The organism is Candidatus Methylopumilus rimovensis, assembly GCF_006364615.1.
Lineage (GTDB): Bacteria > Pseudomonadota > Gammaproteobacteria > Burkholderiales > Methylophilaceae > Methylopumilus > Methylopumilus rimovensis.
On record NZ_CP040986.1, the window covers coordinates 694,288 to 708,545 of the forward strand.

The following is a 14,258-nucleotide window of genomic DNA, read 5'->3' on the forward strand; positions in this document are numbered from 1 at the left end:
TAAGATGCTTTTACTTTAAAGCATATAAATGCGGGAGATTTCGACCTAGACCCTTACAATCCAATCCGTATCCAAAGACAAATTGATCTGGTACTCTAAGACCAATAAAATTAGGTGAATAAGATTTTTCTTTCGTGATCTCTTTATCAAAAAGAACTGCGGTATAAATTTCTTTTGCATTCATTGTGCGACAAGTCGATACAATTTCATTAAGCGTAATCCCCTCATCTAAAATGTCGTCAAGGATCAAAACAGTTTTCCCCTCAATGTCTTTTGGGGGCTTAACAAGCCAATGAATCGAACCGCCTATGATCGAATTATCGTATCGTGTAGCATGAATGTAACTGTATTGAATATTTTTTTCTAACTGAGGCAAAAGCTGTCCTGCAAAAATTAGTGCGCCATTCATGACACATAATACGTAAATCTCACTTGCATCAATGGTTTGATTGGCTTGACTTGCAATATCTTGAATTGCATTTTTAATTTCAATTTCTGAATACAGCACAGAAGATTTATTAATCAATGTTTGGATGGTATCCATTAACTAATAAAGCGAATCATGATATTGATTTTAGAAATTCAATAAATTCTTTTCCGATTTCTGGATGTTTTTTTGAAAATTCAATATTGGCTTTCATGAAGCCTAATTTATCGCCACAATCATATCGCTTACCTTCAAATTGATATGCGAAAATTGATTGCTGACCAAGCAACATTTGAATAGCGTCAGTGAGTTGAATCTCACCGCCCTTACCCGGTTTAATTTTTTCTAAACAATCAAAAATTTCTGGATTAAAAACATAGCGTCCGATTACGCCCAATGTTGATGGCGCATCTTTTGGTTGAGGCTTTTCCACAATAGAATTAATTTTATGGAGATTGCCTTTGGAACCACTTACATCAACAATACCGTATTGTAAGGTTTTTTCTTTTGGAATGTCTTCAATGGCTATCACGGAGACTTGTTCTTTTTCATGTTGAATGATTAATTGTTTTAAGACTGGCGTATTGGCATCTGTTAAATCATCAGCCAATAAAACTGCAAATGGCTCATCATTGATAATTGTTTTTGCTTGAAGAACGGCATGACCCAAACCTAAAGGTTCAGATTGTCTTGTATAAATACACTTTACGTGGGACGGAATAATGGAGCGAATAGACTCGAGCAGAAGATTTTTATTGGAAGCTATAAGGCTAGCTTCAAGCTCAACATTTTTATCAAAATGATCTTCAATCGATCTTTTATTGCGGCCTGTCACAAAAATTAGCTCAGTAATACCAGACTGCATAGCCTCTTCTACCGCATACTGAATTAGAGGCTTATCTACGATCGGAAGCATCTCTTTTGGATTCGCCTTAGTAGCCGGCAAAAAACGTGTACCGAGCCCAGCCACTGGGAATACTGCTTTTTTTATTACTTTCATATATATAAAGTCACTTTCATGGGCTTTTATTCTCTAACATTTAACTTTAATTTATATATATAACTATATGTATTAATTATATAATTTAATTCCATTTATTTTTCTCTTCATCATCTATTTTTTTAGCATCAACCCAATATGATTGATGGTTGGTAATCTCTTTCTTCCAAAATGGTGCGTCAGTTTTTAGAAAATCGATAATAAAATGACAAGCGTCGAAAGCTTCTTTACGATGCTTTGCAAATACCACAATACCTACAATAGGCTCGCCGACTTTTAATTTACCATATCGATGCACAATATAAACATCATCTAAATGCCATCGATTCATTGCTAAAGACTCAATATTTAATAACGCCTTTTCAGTCATGCCAGGATAATGTTCTAATTCAAGCATCTCTAGCTTATCATTCCCAAGATCAAAATCTCTAACATACCCCTCAAAGCTTACCGATGCACCGCTATTATGAAGTTTTTTTAGTTGTTGAGTGATGCTTTGTAAGTCAAATACGTCTTGCTGAACATAAACAGACATAATCATCCACCCGTGATTGGAGGAAAAAAGGCTACCTCATCATTCGCATTTATTTTGTCGCTTGCTTCTGCTAGCTCTTGATTGACTGCCATTCTAAATGATGAAGGCATATTGAAAATAGCTTGCCATTGACTACCTCTTAGCTTTAGAAAAGCTATCAATTCAGCCAATGTCTTGATATCACTTTCAACATCAACTTCTTCCTGGTCAATGCCCACCATTTCTCTCACTTTAGCAAAATAAAATAATTTAATTTTCATCTTTATTCTGCTCTTCTTGTTTTGTGTAAATCTCTTCTTCGAACTCTAATAAAGCATTTGGGTCATCTTTTAATTCCACGCGCTCAATTTGAGAAAATCGTCTTGATATTTTTTGACTTGTGACATGAACATCTTGAGCATGCTCATGAGCCTGTCTAATATTGTCAGCTAATTTCTTCATACGTACATCAAAACGCTCAAATTCTTGCCCAAGTCTACCGAGTTCTGCCTTAATAATATGAACTTGCTTTCTTGTTTCAACATCTTTTAAAACTGCTCTTGCTGTATTGAGAACAGCCATCAGTGTCGTTGGAGATACAATCCATACCCTCTGGCTCATCGCCTCCTCTATCAAATCAGAATGATATGCATGAATTTCTGCAAAAACAGCTTCGGCAGGAATAAACATGACTGCACCATCGGAAGTCTCATTGGAAATAATATATTTACTCGCAATATCATGAATATGTTTTTTGATATCAAGCTTAAATTGTTTTTGTGCATTTTTAACTTCATCGGGTGGTAAGCTAGAATCCAACATTTTTCTATAGCTTTCTAATGGAAATTTAGAATCAATCGCAACATTGCCCGTTGGTTCTGGCAAAAATAAAACACAATCTACTCGGTTACCGTTAGATAATGTGTGTTGCATCGAAAATGCATCGGGCGGAAGCGCATTACGTACTAAACTTTCAAGCTGCACCTCTCCGAAGGCACCTCTAGATTTTTTATCTCCTAACAATTCTTGAAAACTTACAATGTTGGTAGTGAGGCCATCTATTTTTTTCTGAGCTTCATCAATTGTAGAAAGCTGTTTCATGACACGATCAAAGGTATCGTTTGTTTTCTTAAACCCCTCCTCCAAACTTTCTTTTACCTTGCTATCAATATCTTGCAATCTCATATTGAGTAGATTTTTTAATTGATTGGTAGAGCTATCCATGGTGTCACGAACAATTTCACCTTGTATTTTGCCCTGCTCAGAAAGTGTCACATTAAGACGATCTGTTAACTTATTTAAACTATCATTTAGGCCTACAATCATTTCTCGATGTTTTTCTTCAAGAGCTTTTATCGTCGCTCCTTCGGGGGAACGACTTTGAAATCGCCACAGCAAATAGGCAACTAAAACGCACAAGAGAATAAGTAAAATCAGAATAAAATTAAGCATAGATTGATTATAGCGAATGATTGATTTCGGTCATGGGGAAACGCGCTTTTAATTTATCTAAAGCATTATCAGGAAGCCTTATCAAAAGACTCACTTTATCATCAAAAGCTTTATCTAAAACACTGCCATTCATTGAATGTATTACATGAATATAATTATCTAAATTATTGTAATTTATAGTTAATTTTAATTTTATATATTCAATATAAGGCTCAATCACGGAATGCGTTAAAGCAAGCTTACCGGTACCTCCATAAGCTCTTGTGAGACCTCCCGTACCTAAATTAATACCGCCATAATATCGAATGACACCGATTCCACCTGATACGATTTGATGGGCATCAATTAATTGCAACAATGGTTTTCCAGCAGTGCCTGAAGGCTCACCTGCATCTGAATAATAGGGCTCAAATCCGTGCTCTGATTTTAGTTGGTAGGCAAAAGCTAAATGACTTGCATGAGGATGTTCTTTTGCGATTGATTGCAATACACGCAATATATCCTGCTTTGTTTCACCTATAAATGTATACCCAATAAACCTAGATTTTTGAATCGTTTGTTCTTGTATTGAAATACTTTTAAAACAATTCATCCTCTCAATTTAATCCTTCGAGAAAACCCTGAGCAGATAGCTTTATTTTTTCGCTTGCGGGAATCTTCGGCAGTCCTGGCATCGTCATCAGGTCTCCACAGATAGCCATTACAAAACCAGCACCTCTTGCTAACCTTAATTCTCTTATCATAAGCGTATGATTCTCAGGCGCACCATACGCCTTGGGATCACTTGAAAATGAATAAGGTGTTTTAGCAATGCAAACTGGTAAATTTGCATAATTTTTTTCAAGTGATACAAGTTTTTTTAAAGCGCTATCCGAAAACTGTACTTCTTTTGCACGATATATTTTTAAAGCAATAGCCGTTATTTTTTCTTTTAAACTCAAACTATCTTCATATAAAAATTTAAATGTTTTGGGTTTATTTAATTGATCCAAAACAGATTCAGCTAAATTTTGTGCACCTTTGGCACCATCTGCCCAATGCGAACATAAAACAGATTGAAATCCCATGTTATCTATTGAGTTTTGAAGCCAAATCATTTCGTTGTCTGTATCAGAATTAAAGCGATTAATTGCAACAATAACGTCTAAACCGAAATGCTCAGAGCAATTCTCAATGTGACGTTTTAGGTTATTAAATCCAACTTCAAGTGCTTTTAAGTTTTCTTGATTTAATTCGGACACGGTTATACCACCATGAAATTTAAGTGCCCGAATGGTAGCAACTAAAATAATGATGTCGGGCTTGATGCCAGATTGTCTACATTTGATATCAATAAACTTTTCTGCGCCTAAATCGGCGCCAAATCCAGCTTCTGTGATCACATAATCAGCTAATTTTAATGCTGTTTTTGTCGCAACCACTGAATTACAACCATGAGCAATATTTGCAAATGGCCCTCCGTGAATAAAAGCAGGTGTTCCATTAAGTGTTTGAACAACGTTAGGTTGAAATGCATCTTTTAATAATGCTGTCATAGCGCCTTCTGCTTTTAAATCTTTAGCATAAACAGACGTTGCATCTTTTCTTTTTGCAACCTCAATTTCTCCTAACCGATGCTGAAGATCATCTAACGATTCTGCTAAACAAAAAATTGCCATCACTTCACTTGCAACTGTAATATCAAAACCTGTATTTCGATCATTATGGTCAAGCTTTAAGTCAATATTCCGTAAAGCGCGATCATTCATATCAAGACATCGTCTAAATGAAATTTGATCAATATCAATATTAAGTAAATTTCCGTGATGAATATGATTGTCAATCAATGCAGCTAAAAGATTATTAGCTGATGTAATGGCGTGAAAATCACCTGTGAAATGTAAATTAATTTTATCCATAGGTGCTACTTGCGCATAACCGCCTCCTGTTGCACCACCCTTCATGCCAAAGACGGGCCCTAGAGATGGTTCACGAATGCAAACGGCCACTTTTTTTCCTAACGAAAAAAGTGCGTCAGCCAAGCCAATTGTGGTGGTGGTTTTGCCTTCACCTGCAGGAGTAGGACTCATTGCGGTAACTAAAATTAATTTAGATATTTGATTTTCTTTTAAGTGGCTTATAAAAGAAGCTTTTAATTTGGCTTGATATGCACCATAAAAATCTAGATCATCTTCTTTGATATGAAGTGATTTGACAATCTCATTGATAGATTTTAGTTTTGTAGCTTGGTTAATTTCTAAGTCGGATTTCATGTCGTTTCGAGACTCAAATATTATCTTGCTCTAACATCATTTTCTTGATGGTTTGTTTTGTAAATTGAGGTGTAAACATTTCAATAAAGTCATACATAAAACCTCTTAAAAATACATCACGTCTGATGCCAAGATAAGTTGTACTTGTGGGAAATAAATGACTTACATCAATACTTACAAGTCCTTGATCTCTTTTAGAATCGTAAGCCATCTGAGCAATAAGTCCTATACCTAAACCCAAATTTACATATGTTTTAATCACATCAGCATCAATGGCAGTTAAAACAATATTCGGCGTGAGTCCTGAATCATGAAAAACTTTCGAAACAATAGTACTTCCAGTAAATGCATAGTCATAAGTGATAATGGGATAACTGGCAAGTTTCGCAAGAGAAATTGATTTTTCTTTAGCTAAAGGATGCTTTGCTGGCATCACTAAACAACGATTCCATGTATAGCAGGGTATACAAAATAATTTTTCATTTTTACTAATTGATTCAGTAGCTATGCCTATATCCGCCTCACCTTTAACAACTTGATCGGTGACCTGCGTTGGGTTTCCTTGGTGAATATTAAGTTTTACTTCTGGATATTTAGTCATAAATGCTTGAACGACGCTCGGTAATTTATAACGTGCTTGCGTGTGTGTTGTTGCAATTGTTAATTCACCAACATTTGAATGACTAAATTCATCGCTGACTTGTTTAATGCTTTTAATTTCGCGTATTACTTCGCTAATACGCTTATAAACATGCTGTCCTGGTTCAGTGAGCCCTACAAGACGCTTACCATGTCTCAAGAAAATGTGGAGGCCTACTTCTTCTTCTAACAATTGAATCTGTTTACTCACACCAGGCTGTGAGGTGTGCAGCGCTTCTGCGGCTTTAGATATACTAAAACCATTTTTAACTACCTCATGGATACATCGTAATTGCTGGAGTTTCATGTCTTATTCCAATATAACCAAAAGGTATAATGATAGAATATTATATTATTAATTTATAATATCAAAATTTGCTATATTGACGTCCACTTTAGCATTAAATGTTAAATTTTTTTAGGATTGTATGAATATTGGTTTTATATTTTCAGGGTTTTTAGTGGGGCTTCTTGTTGGCTTAACCGGTGTAGGAGGCGGGTCACTCATGACTCCCATTCTTGTCTTATTTTTCCACATCAAACCTGCCCTTGCTGTAGGTACTGATCTTCTTTACGCATCCATTACTAAATCGGTTGGTATATTTGCTCACGGAAAATTAGGCAATATCGATTGGAAAATTGTAAAAAGGCTCATGCTTGGCAGTATTCCTGCTTCTATATTTACAACCTATTATTTAAGACAAATTGATGTGTCATCCTCAGGTGCAGTCGAAATCATCAAGTTCTACCTAGGTATTGCATTATTATTGACCTCAGTCGCTGTTATCTTTAGACCATTTCTCATTGAAAGATCAAAAGCGAGCCTATTAAAAACAGATAATGCTATTGCAATTGCAACTATTCTTTTAGGGCTAGTTTTGGGCGGCTTAGTAACTTTAACCTCCGTAGGGGCAGGCGCTCTGGGTGTAACAGCTCTTTTACTAATTTATCCTAAAATAGGTATTACAAAAATTGTTGGAACCGATATTGCCCATGCGGTACCATTAACACTTGTTGCAGGTCTTGGTCATGTAAGCTTAGGCACCGTTGATTATTCTCTCTTAAGCGTGCTTTTAATTGGCTCAATTCCAGGTATCTATATTGGCAGTCATTTAAGTTCTAAAGTCAGCGAACAATCTGTTCGCTATGTATTGGCTTTAATCTTAATTTATGTTGGCCAGAAACTTATTTTTCATTAAGTATTTAAAAAGAATTTATGTATCAGTACGATAATATCGACCAAACCATTGTCAATGAGCGTGTTACACAATTCCGTGATCAAACATCGCGTTATTTAAGTGGCAAACTAACTGATGACGAATTTAGACCACTTCGATTACAAAACGGTCTTTATATTCAACGTCATGCGCCAATGCTTCGCATTGCCATTCCTTACGGGCTTTTATCTTCAAAACAATTACGCAAATTAGCTGATATTGCCGATCGCTTTGATCGTGGTTATGGTCACTTTAGTACAAGACAAAACCTACAGCTCAATTGGCCTAAATTAGAAGAGACACCCGATATTCTAGAAGAGCTTTCTAAAGTTGAAATGCACGCTATTCAAACTTCTGGAAATTGTATTCGTAACATTACGACCGACCAATTTGCAGGTGTGGCCCCTGATGAGATTATTGACCCAAGAGCAATTGCTGAAATTTTGAGACAATGGAGTACCTTTCATCCTGAATTTTCACTCCTACCTCGTAAATTTAAAATTGCAGTATCAGGCAGCAAACAAGATCGTGCGATTGTTCAAGCGCATGATATAGGTCTTGAATTTTATTATGACAAAGAACAAAAGATGGCTATTCGCGTTTGGGTGGGTGGTGGATTAGGTAGGACCCCTATTCTTGGATCTGTTATTCGCGAACATCTCGAATGGGAACATGTACTGACTTATTGTGAAGCTATCATTCGTGTCTATAATCTTCATGGTCGTCGCGACAATATCTATAAAGCGCGCATTAAAATTTTAGTGAAAGCTTTAGGTGTTGAAGAATTTAAAAAACAAGTCGAAGCAGAATGGCTTCATTTAAAAAATTCACCGAATACAATTAATGAAGGCGAATTAAAACGCGTTACAAAATTTTTTACTCAAATGCCTTATGAAAAATTAAAGGATCAAGATGATGCGTTCGATGAGGTCAATAAAAACAATAAGGCTTTTGCATCATGGGTGAAGCGATCTGTTCATCCGCATAAACAAAAAGGTTATCGATCTGTTACCTTGTCTCTCAAACCCCACGGCTTAGCACCTGGTGATGCGACCTCAGACCAAATGAGAATTGTGGCTGAACTTGCAGATCAATATAGCTTTGGTGAGCTTCGTGTATCGCACGAACAAAATCTCATTTTAGCGGATGTGAAATTAAAAGATATCTTTAAGCTATGGGAAAAAGCTAAAGCACATCAATTAGCTACGCCTAATATAGGTCTTTTAACAGATATCATCTGTTGCCCTGGTGGAGACTTCTGTTCGCTTGCTAATGCGAAAAGTATTCCAATTGCAACTTCTATTCAAGAAGCCTTTGATGACCTTGATTACCTTCATGATATTGGAGAATTGGAACTTAATATTTCAGGTTGTATGAATGCATGTGGTCATCATCATATTGGTCATATTGGTGTATTAGGTGTCGATAAAGATGGATCCGAATGGTATCAAGTAACGATTGGTGGCAAACAAGGTAATGATGCAAGTCTTGGAACTGTGATTGGCCCTTCTTTTGCAGCAGAAGAAATGCCAGGAGTTGTAAAAAAACTCATTGATGTTTATATCAAACAACGCAATCCCGAAGAAAGATTTATAGATACAGTAAGACGCTTAGGTGTGAATCCATTTAAAGAACATGTCTATGCTTAATTCACAACTCATACTCAATCAAAGCATCGTTGATGATGAATGGACATTTGTACCACTTCCAAGTGGCCATGAAGAAATAAAAAAGCAAGCAGGTAAAGTAGTGTTATTTAAATTAACAGGTGAATCATTACCTTCAGAATTACAAATTAATGAAACAGTCATTCCACAAACTGGAAAAATTATTTTGCCATTGAGCGTTTACTTAAAAAATCGTGATGCATTGCAGCATAGAGCTAAGAATAATGAAATTGCATTATGGATAGCAACACATGAAACTTTAGATCCCTTAATATCTGCTGAAAAAGATATCAATATATTTCCACTTATTGCAGTATTTGTGGAGCGTTTTCAAGATGGCCGAATATTTACATTAGGTAATTTACTTCGTACGCGACATCAATTTAAAAATACCTTAAGAGCCTTTGGTGATGTATTACAAGATCAGTTGTTTTACTTAAAACGCTCCGGATTTGATAGCTACCTTATTAAAGAAGGGAAAGATCCAAATGAAGCATTAAAAGCGCTTCAATCTTTCAGCGATCCTTACCAAGGGGCTGTTGATATAAAAGAACCTGTCTGGAAAAGAAAAGTGCGTTCATGATGATCCATGCCAATAAAAAACATATTGATAAAATCGATATCGACGATGAGCTCATTAAAATAATTGATGAAAAATCAAAAAATGTAATTTCACTGATTCAAAAGAATATTGAAAAATATAGCTCTGTAGCTTTTGCGAATAGTTTAGGTGCAGAAGATATGGTGCTTATTGATCTTATCCAAAAGAATAAATTAAGTGTTGAAGCTTTTTCTATTGATACAGGAAGACTGCCTCCTGAAACTTATAATTTAATTCAAAAAGTAGAAGATAAATATCAATTTAAAATCAAACTTTATTTTCCTGATTATCAAAAAATTGAGAGTTATGTCAATACAAATGGCATTAATGCATTTTATAACTCAGTTGATCTAAGAAAATCTTGCTGTGCAATTCGAAAAGTAGAGCCTTTAAATCGCGCTTTAAAAGATAAAAAAGTTTGGATCACAGGCATGAGGCAAGAGCAGTCACAAACAAGATTCGCTTTAAAAGAGGAAGAATTTGATGAGGTACATCAATCTCAAAAATTGAACCCCTTAAGCACTTGGAGTGAACTTGAAGTTTGGGCTTACATTAAAATTAATGACGTACCTTACAACACGCTTCATGATCAATTTTATCCAAGTATCGGTTGTGCGCCATGTACACGAGCGATTTCAGCGGGAGAAGATATTAGAGCTGGACGCTGGTGGTGGGAAGACCCACAAAATAAAGAATGTGGATTACACGTAAAATAATATGACATCTCTCTCAAATTTAACGCACCTAGATTGGCTTGAATCTGAAGCCATTCATATTCTTCGAGAAGTCGCTGGCCAATGCAGTAATCCAGTGTTACTTTTTTCAGGTGGCAAGGATTCTCTTTGCTTATTAAGATTAGCTGAAAAGGCATTCAGGCCTGGACGCTTTCCTTTTCCTCTCCTTCATATTGATACAGGCCATAATTATGAGGAAGTCATTCAATTTAGAGACCTTCGTGCTAAAGAATTAAATGAAAGATTAATTGTAAGATCTGTTGAAGATTCCATGAAGCGCGGCACAGTCGTTTTAAAAACACCTGATGAACCTCGCAATAAATATCAATCAGTGACACTCCTTGAAGCTATCGCTGAATTTGAATTTGATTGTTGTATTGGTGGTGCAAGACGCGATGAGGAAAAAGCACGCGCTAAAGAACGTATCATGAGTTTTAGAGATGAATTTGGTCAGTGGGATCCAAAAAATCAAAGGCCTGAATTATGGAATCTCTATAACGCTAAAGTACATAAGGGTGAAAATATTCGCGCCTTCCCTATTTCAAATTGGACTGAGATGGACGTATGGCAATATATCGAACGTGAAAAATTAGGTTTGCCAAGTATCTATTTTGCACACAAGCGGGAAATTGTCAGACGCGGGGGTGCCATTGTACCTATTACCTCTCTCACGCCTAAAAAGGATAATGAAGTGATTGAAGAAATTATGGTGCGCTATAGAACGGTAGGCGATATTACTTGCACAGCACCTGTTGAAAGTGTGGCTGATAGTGTTGAAAAAATTATTATTGAAACTGCAAGCACTACTATCACGGAACGCGGTGCAACAAGGCTTGATGATCAAACATCAGATGCCTCTATGGAACAACGTAAAAAAGAAGGTTATTTCTAAAATGTCACAAGCAAATATTCAAGATAGTTTATTACGTTTTATGACATGTGGCAGTGTTGATGATGGAAAGAGTACGCTCATTGGCCGTCTTCTTTTTGATACTAAAACAATTCTTACAGATACACTCACTCAAATTGAAAAGACCTCTAAAAAAAGAGGTATGACAGCTGTGGATCTATCTTTAATTACTGATGGTCTTCAAGCTGAGCGTGAACAAGGCATTACGATTGATGTTGCCTATAGATACTTTAGTACGGGCACCCGTAAATATATTATTGCAGACGCCCCAGGACACGAACAATATACTCGCAATATGGTGACTGCGGCTTCAACCGCCCATTTGGCTATTATATTAATTGATGCTAGAAAAGGTGTTTTAACGCAAACAAGACGTCACTCATTTTTAGCAAAACTAGTTGGTATCCCTCATATCGTTGTCGCAATTAATAAAATGGATCTTATTGATTACGATGAAAGTAAGTACAAAGCTATTTGCGAAAGTTATAAAGCTTTTGCGAAAGAAATTAAACTATCTGAAAATCGTACCATTGAATTTGTGCCAATGTCAGCGTTAAATGGAGACATGATTGTAGATAGAGGTGAATCTATTGATTGGTATAAAGGCCCAACATTACTTGATGTTTTAGAAAAAACAACTGCAGATTATGAGGGCAAAGAAAAAAACTTCAGATTCCCAGTTCAATTTGTTTGCCGTCCACATGCTTCTGATGATCGTGAGCTTCATGATTTTAGAGGGTTTATGGGTCGTGTTGAATCAGGCTCTATTTCTGTAGGCGAAGAAATTACAGTATTGCCATCCCAATATAAATCAAAAATTAAATCAATTCAATTAGGTGACACACAACTTCAAAAAGCTATCTCAGAACAATCTATCACTATTCTTCTAGAAGATGAAATTGATATTTCACGTGGCGATATGATCATAAAATCAAATGATTCTATTGAGCCTACAAAAAATATTAATGCTATGGTCTGTTGGTTATCAGAAACACCTATGGCATCATCACGAACTTATTTAATTCGTCATACCTCCCGAGAATCAAAAGCTAAATTGGATAAAATGCACTTCAAGGTGAATATCGAAACACTTGCGCATGAGTCGATTGGCAATTTAAGCATGAATGATATAGCTCAAGTGACATTTAAGTTAGCACAACCAATTATGGCGGATTTCTACGAAAACAATAGATCTACAGGTGCATTTATCATTATTGATGAGTCGACTTACCATACGGTAGGAGCCGGCATGATTTCATAATGATTGGATCAAGAAAAAAAATAGATTAAAATAACTATATCTAGAAATAAAAGGACTGATATGACTTATGTAGTAACCGAAAATTGTATTAAATGTAAATATACTGACTGTGTAGACGTCTGCCCTGTTGATTGTTTTGTTGAAGGTCCTAATTTCTTGGCAATTAATCCAGACGAATGTATTGACTGCACATTATGTGTAGCAGAGTGTCCAGCAGAAGCGATTTTTGCGGAAGATGACGTTCCTAATGATCAGCAAGACTTTATAAAGATCAATGCTGAGATGTCAAAAATCTGGCCTGTGATCTCATCGAGAAAAGGTCCCCTTCCAGATGCTGACTCATTTAATGGCAAACCTAATAAAAGAGAATTGCTCGAAAAATAATAATTTTTACCTAAATCTCTAACTCTCAATCACTATCGTAATGATTTTGTTTGAGATATCACGATAAGACTTAAGAAGAAGTACCCCAACATACCTAAAGATAAGCCAAGGGTTGAAAACCAAAGAAAAGGCACTATTAGCCCTGCTGATAAAGTAGAGAGCAGCATTTGAACGAATGCCTGGCCTGAGGAAGCTGTACCACGAATCTTTTCAAAACGATCAAGAGCAGCAATAGATAGAACAGGCATAGCCAAAGCCATGCCAATATTATAAAGAGCCACAAATCCAGTATTAATAATTAGATTAGTATTAAAAAAAGTACAAAAAAGGACGTTAAGAGTCGTTATTAAACCCATCCATGTATAGGCAATTTGAACAGTCTTTTTTTGAGTTAATTTTCCGGCAGCTTTTTTTGATAAGAAAGAACCAAAAATCATTCCTGATACAGTAGGTATGAAAAGATAGCCAAATTGAGATGAATTAAGACCTAAGTGGTTCATAATAAATATTGGGCTTGCTAAAACATACAAAAATAATCCTGAGAAGTTTGCGCCTAGAGCAATTATGAGAAACAAAAACTCTTTATCAGAAAAAATTGTTTTATAGCGATATGTAAGTGCAGAAAAAGAAAAAGAAACGCGTTTTGTTTGAGGCATTGTTTCAGGTAAAAATTTCATAGCAGCAATTAAAGAAACAGAGGCATATACTGCTAGAAATATAAAAATACTATGCCAATGAATGCCTAGCAAAAGACCGCCAATCATAGGTGCTATTGCAGGTGCAATACCGAATAACATTTGTATAGTAGCCATGACACGCTGCGCTTCAGGGCCTTGGAATAAATCGCGCACCATAGCACGCGCTACAACATTTCCTGCTCCACCACCTAAGCCTTGTAAAATTCGACCTAACCATAACATCTCAACGTTTTTCGCGAAAGCAGAGCAAAGAGAACCTAAAATAAAAATTCCTAAACCTATTTTAATAGTATCAATTCGACCAATGGCATCAGAAATAGCACCATGAAATAAAGTCATTAATGCGTAAGGGAATAAATAAAAAGTAAGACTTTGCTGAATAGCATGCGGTGTTGTTTCTAAATCATTTGTCATGACGTGAAACGCTGGTAAATAAGTATCAATAGCAAAAGGCGCTAATGCAGCCAAACTAGCCAAAACAAAGACACGGATCATATGAGAT

General features: G+C 36.0%; 16 protein-coding genes. 7 read left to right on the top strand and 9 right to left on the bottom strand.

Annotated features, from left to right (window positions below; translation table 11 throughout):
- Positions 1 to 10: 10 nt before the first annotated feature.
- From FIT61_RS03555 to FIT61_RS03590, 8 genes are all read right to left on the bottom strand, one after another.
- Positions 11 to 544, bottom strand: coding sequence for a hypoxanthine-guanine phosphoribosyltransferase (locus FIT61_RS03555; RefSeq protein ID WP_139883304.1), 534 nt, complete (start codon positions 542 to 544; stop codon positions 11 to 13).
- Between the two features lie 16 nt (positions 545 to 560).
- The gene (galU, locus tag FIT61_RS03560) at positions 561 to 1,427 is read right to left on the bottom strand and encodes a UTP--glucose-1-phosphate uridylyltransferase GalU (RefSeq protein WP_139873435.1); all 867 of its coding nucleotides are present in this window, start codon (positions 1,425 to 1,427) and stop codon (positions 561 to 563) included.
- An 85-nt stretch (positions 1,428 to 1,512) separates the two neighbouring features.
- Positions 1,513 to 1,962 carry a molybdenum cofactor biosynthesis protein MoaE gene (locus FIT61_RS03565; protein ID WP_139873436.1) on the bottom strand — a complete coding sequence of 150 codons (450 nt, stop codon included), beginning with the start codon at positions 1,960 to 1,962 and terminating at the stop codon, positions 1,513 to 1,515.
- 2 nt (positions 1,963 to 1,964) lie between these two features.
- Positions 1,965 to 2,222, bottom strand: coding sequence for a molybdopterin converting factor subunit 1 (gene moaD / locus FIT61_RS03570; RefSeq protein WP_139873437.1), 258 nt, complete (start codon positions 2,220 to 2,222; stop codon positions 1,965 to 1,967).
- Positions 2,212 to 3,393 (bottom strand): DNA recombination protein RmuC, encoded by a 1,182-nt coding sequence (locus tag FIT61_RS03575; protein ID WP_139883306.1) that lies wholly within the window; start codon positions 3,391 to 3,393, stop codon positions 2,212 to 2,214. Before FIT61_RS03575 ends, moaD begins: the two co-directional genes overlap by 11 nt.
- A 7-nt stretch (positions 3,394 to 3,400) precedes the next feature.
- Complete coding sequence (locus tag FIT61_RS03580; protein ID WP_139883308.1) at positions 3,401 to 3,985, bottom strand: IMPACT family protein; 585 nt, start codon at positions 3,983 to 3,985, stop codon at positions 3,401 to 3,403.
- A 4-nt stretch (positions 3,986 to 3,989) separates the two neighbouring features.
- Positions 3,990 to 5,645: a formate--tetrahydrofolate ligase gene (locus tag FIT61_RS03585; protein WP_139883310.1), complete on the bottom strand. Its 1,656-nt coding sequence runs from the start codon at positions 5,643 to 5,645 to the stop codon at positions 3,990 to 3,992.
- Positions 5,646 to 5,658: 13 nt separating this feature from the next.
- Entirely contained in the window at positions 5,659 to 6,591 is a 933-nt protein-coding gene (locus FIT61_RS03590; protein WP_139873441.1) for a CysB family HTH-type transcriptional regulator, read from the bottom strand.
- 121 nt (positions 6,592 to 6,712) lie between these two features.
- Between FIT61_RS03590 and FIT61_RS03595 the strand changes: the two genes are divergently transcribed.
- From FIT61_RS03595 to fdxA, 7 genes are read left to right on the top strand one after another with little or no spacing between them, the layout of a single operon-like run.
- Entirely contained in the window at positions 6,713 to 7,483 is a 771-nt protein-coding gene (locus FIT61_RS03595) for a sulfite exporter TauE/SafE family protein (protein WP_139873442.1), read from the top strand.
- 17 nt (positions 7,484 to 7,500) lie between these two features.
- Entirely contained in the window at positions 7,501 to 9,150 is a 1,650-nt protein-coding gene (locus tag FIT61_RS03600) for a nitrite/sulfite reductase (RefSeq protein WP_139883312.1), read from the top strand.
- Positions 9,143 to 9,751: a DUF934 domain-containing protein gene (locus tag FIT61_RS03605; RefSeq protein ID WP_420886455.1), complete on the top strand. Its 609-nt coding sequence runs from the start codon at positions 9,143 to 9,145 to the stop codon at positions 9,749 to 9,751. The genes FIT61_RS03600 and FIT61_RS03605 overlap by 8 nt, the downstream gene beginning before the upstream one ends.
- Positions 9,748 to 10,485: a phosphoadenylyl-sulfate reductase gene (locus tag FIT61_RS03610; RefSeq protein ID WP_139883316.1), complete on the top strand. Its 738-nt coding sequence runs from the start codon at positions 9,748 to 9,750 to the stop codon at positions 10,483 to 10,485. Before FIT61_RS03605 ends, FIT61_RS03610 begins: the two co-directional genes overlap by 4 nt.
- 1 nt (position 10,486) lies before the next feature.
- Positions 10,487 to 11,395 carry a sulfate adenylyltransferase subunit CysD gene (gene cysD / locus FIT61_RS03615; protein WP_139883318.1) on the top strand — a complete coding sequence of 303 codons (909 nt, stop codon included), beginning with the start codon at positions 10,487 to 10,489 and terminating at the stop codon, positions 11,393 to 11,395.
- A 1-nt stretch (position 11,396) separates the two neighbouring features.
- Complete coding sequence (locus FIT61_RS03620) at positions 11,397 to 12,674, top strand: sulfate adenylyltransferase subunit 1 (protein ID WP_244925176.1); 1,278 nt, start codon at positions 11,397 to 11,399, stop codon at positions 12,672 to 12,674.
- A gap of 60 nt (positions 12,675 to 12,734) precedes the next feature.
- A complete protein-coding gene (fdxA, locus tag FIT61_RS03625; protein WP_139883320.1) occupies positions 12,735 to 13,058 on the top strand; it encodes a ferredoxin FdxA in 324 nt (107 codons plus the stop codon).
- Between the two features lie 32 nt (positions 13,059 to 13,090).
- Here fdxA and FIT61_RS03630 read toward each other — a convergent pair whose 3' ends face one another.
- Entirely contained in the window at positions 13,091 to 14,251 is a 1,161-nt protein-coding gene (locus FIT61_RS03630; protein ID WP_139883935.1) for a multidrug effflux MFS transporter, read from the bottom strand.
- Positions 14,252 to 14,258: the final 7 nt, after the last annotated feature.

Excerpts from the sequence above, each read along its gene's own strand:
- FIT61_RS03555 (WP_139883304.1), bottom strand. The coding sequence starts at position 544 with ATGGATACCATCCAAACATTGATTAATAAATCTTCTGTGCTGTATTCA.
- galU (WP_139873435.1), bottom strand. The coding sequence starts at position 1,427 with ATGAAAGTAATAAAAAAAGCAGTATTCCCAGTGGCTGGGCTCGGTACA.
- FIT61_RS03565 (WP_139873436.1), bottom strand. The coding sequence starts at position 1,962 with ATGTCTGTTTATGTTCAGCAAGACGTATTTGACTTACAAAGCATCACT.
- moaD (WP_139873437.1), bottom strand. The coding sequence starts at position 2,222 with ATGAAAATTAAATTATTTTATTTTGCTAAAGTGAGAGAAATGGTGGGC.
- FIT61_RS03575 (WP_139883306.1), bottom strand. The coding sequence starts at position 3,393 with ATGCTTAATTTTATTCTGATTTTACTTATTCTCTTGTGCGTTTTAGTT.
- FIT61_RS03580 (WP_139883308.1), bottom strand. The coding sequence starts at position 3,985 with ATGAATTGTTTTAAAAGTATTTCAATACAAGAACAAACGATTCAAAAA.
- FIT61_RS03585 (WP_139883310.1), bottom strand. The coding sequence starts at position 5,645 with ATGAAATCCGACTTAGAAATTAACCAAGCTACAAAACTAAAATCTATC.
- FIT61_RS03590 (WP_139873441.1), bottom strand. The coding sequence starts at position 6,591 with ATGAAACTCCAGCAATTACGATGTATCCATGAGGTAGTTAAAAATGGT.
- FIT61_RS03595 (WP_139873442.1), top strand. The coding sequence starts at position 6,713 with ATGAATATTGGTTTTATATTTTCAGGGTTTTTAGTGGGGCTTCTTGTT.
- FIT61_RS03600 (WP_139883312.1), top strand. The coding sequence starts at position 7,501 with ATGTATCAGTACGATAATATCGACCAAACCATTGTCAATGAGCGTGTT.
- FIT61_RS03605 (WP_420886455.1), top strand. The coding sequence starts at position 9,143 with ATGCTTAATTCACAACTCATACTCAATCAAAGCATCGTTGATGATGAA.
- FIT61_RS03610 (WP_139883316.1), top strand. The coding sequence starts at position 9,748 with ATGATGATCCATGCCAATAAAAAACATATTGATAAAATCGATATCGAC.
- cysD (WP_139883318.1), top strand. The coding sequence starts at position 10,487 with ATGACATCTCTCTCAAATTTAACGCACCTAGATTGGCTTGAATCTGAA.
- FIT61_RS03620 (WP_244925176.1), top strand. The coding sequence starts at position 11,397 with ATGTCACAAGCAAATATTCAAGATAGTTTATTACGTTTTATGACATGT.
- fdxA (WP_139883320.1), top strand. The coding sequence starts at position 12,735 with ATGACTTATGTAGTAACCGAAAATTGTATTAAATGTAAATATACTGAC.
- FIT61_RS03630 (WP_139883935.1), bottom strand. The coding sequence starts at position 14,251 with ATGATCCGTGTCTTTGTTTTGGCTAGTTTGGCTGCATTAGCGCCTTTT.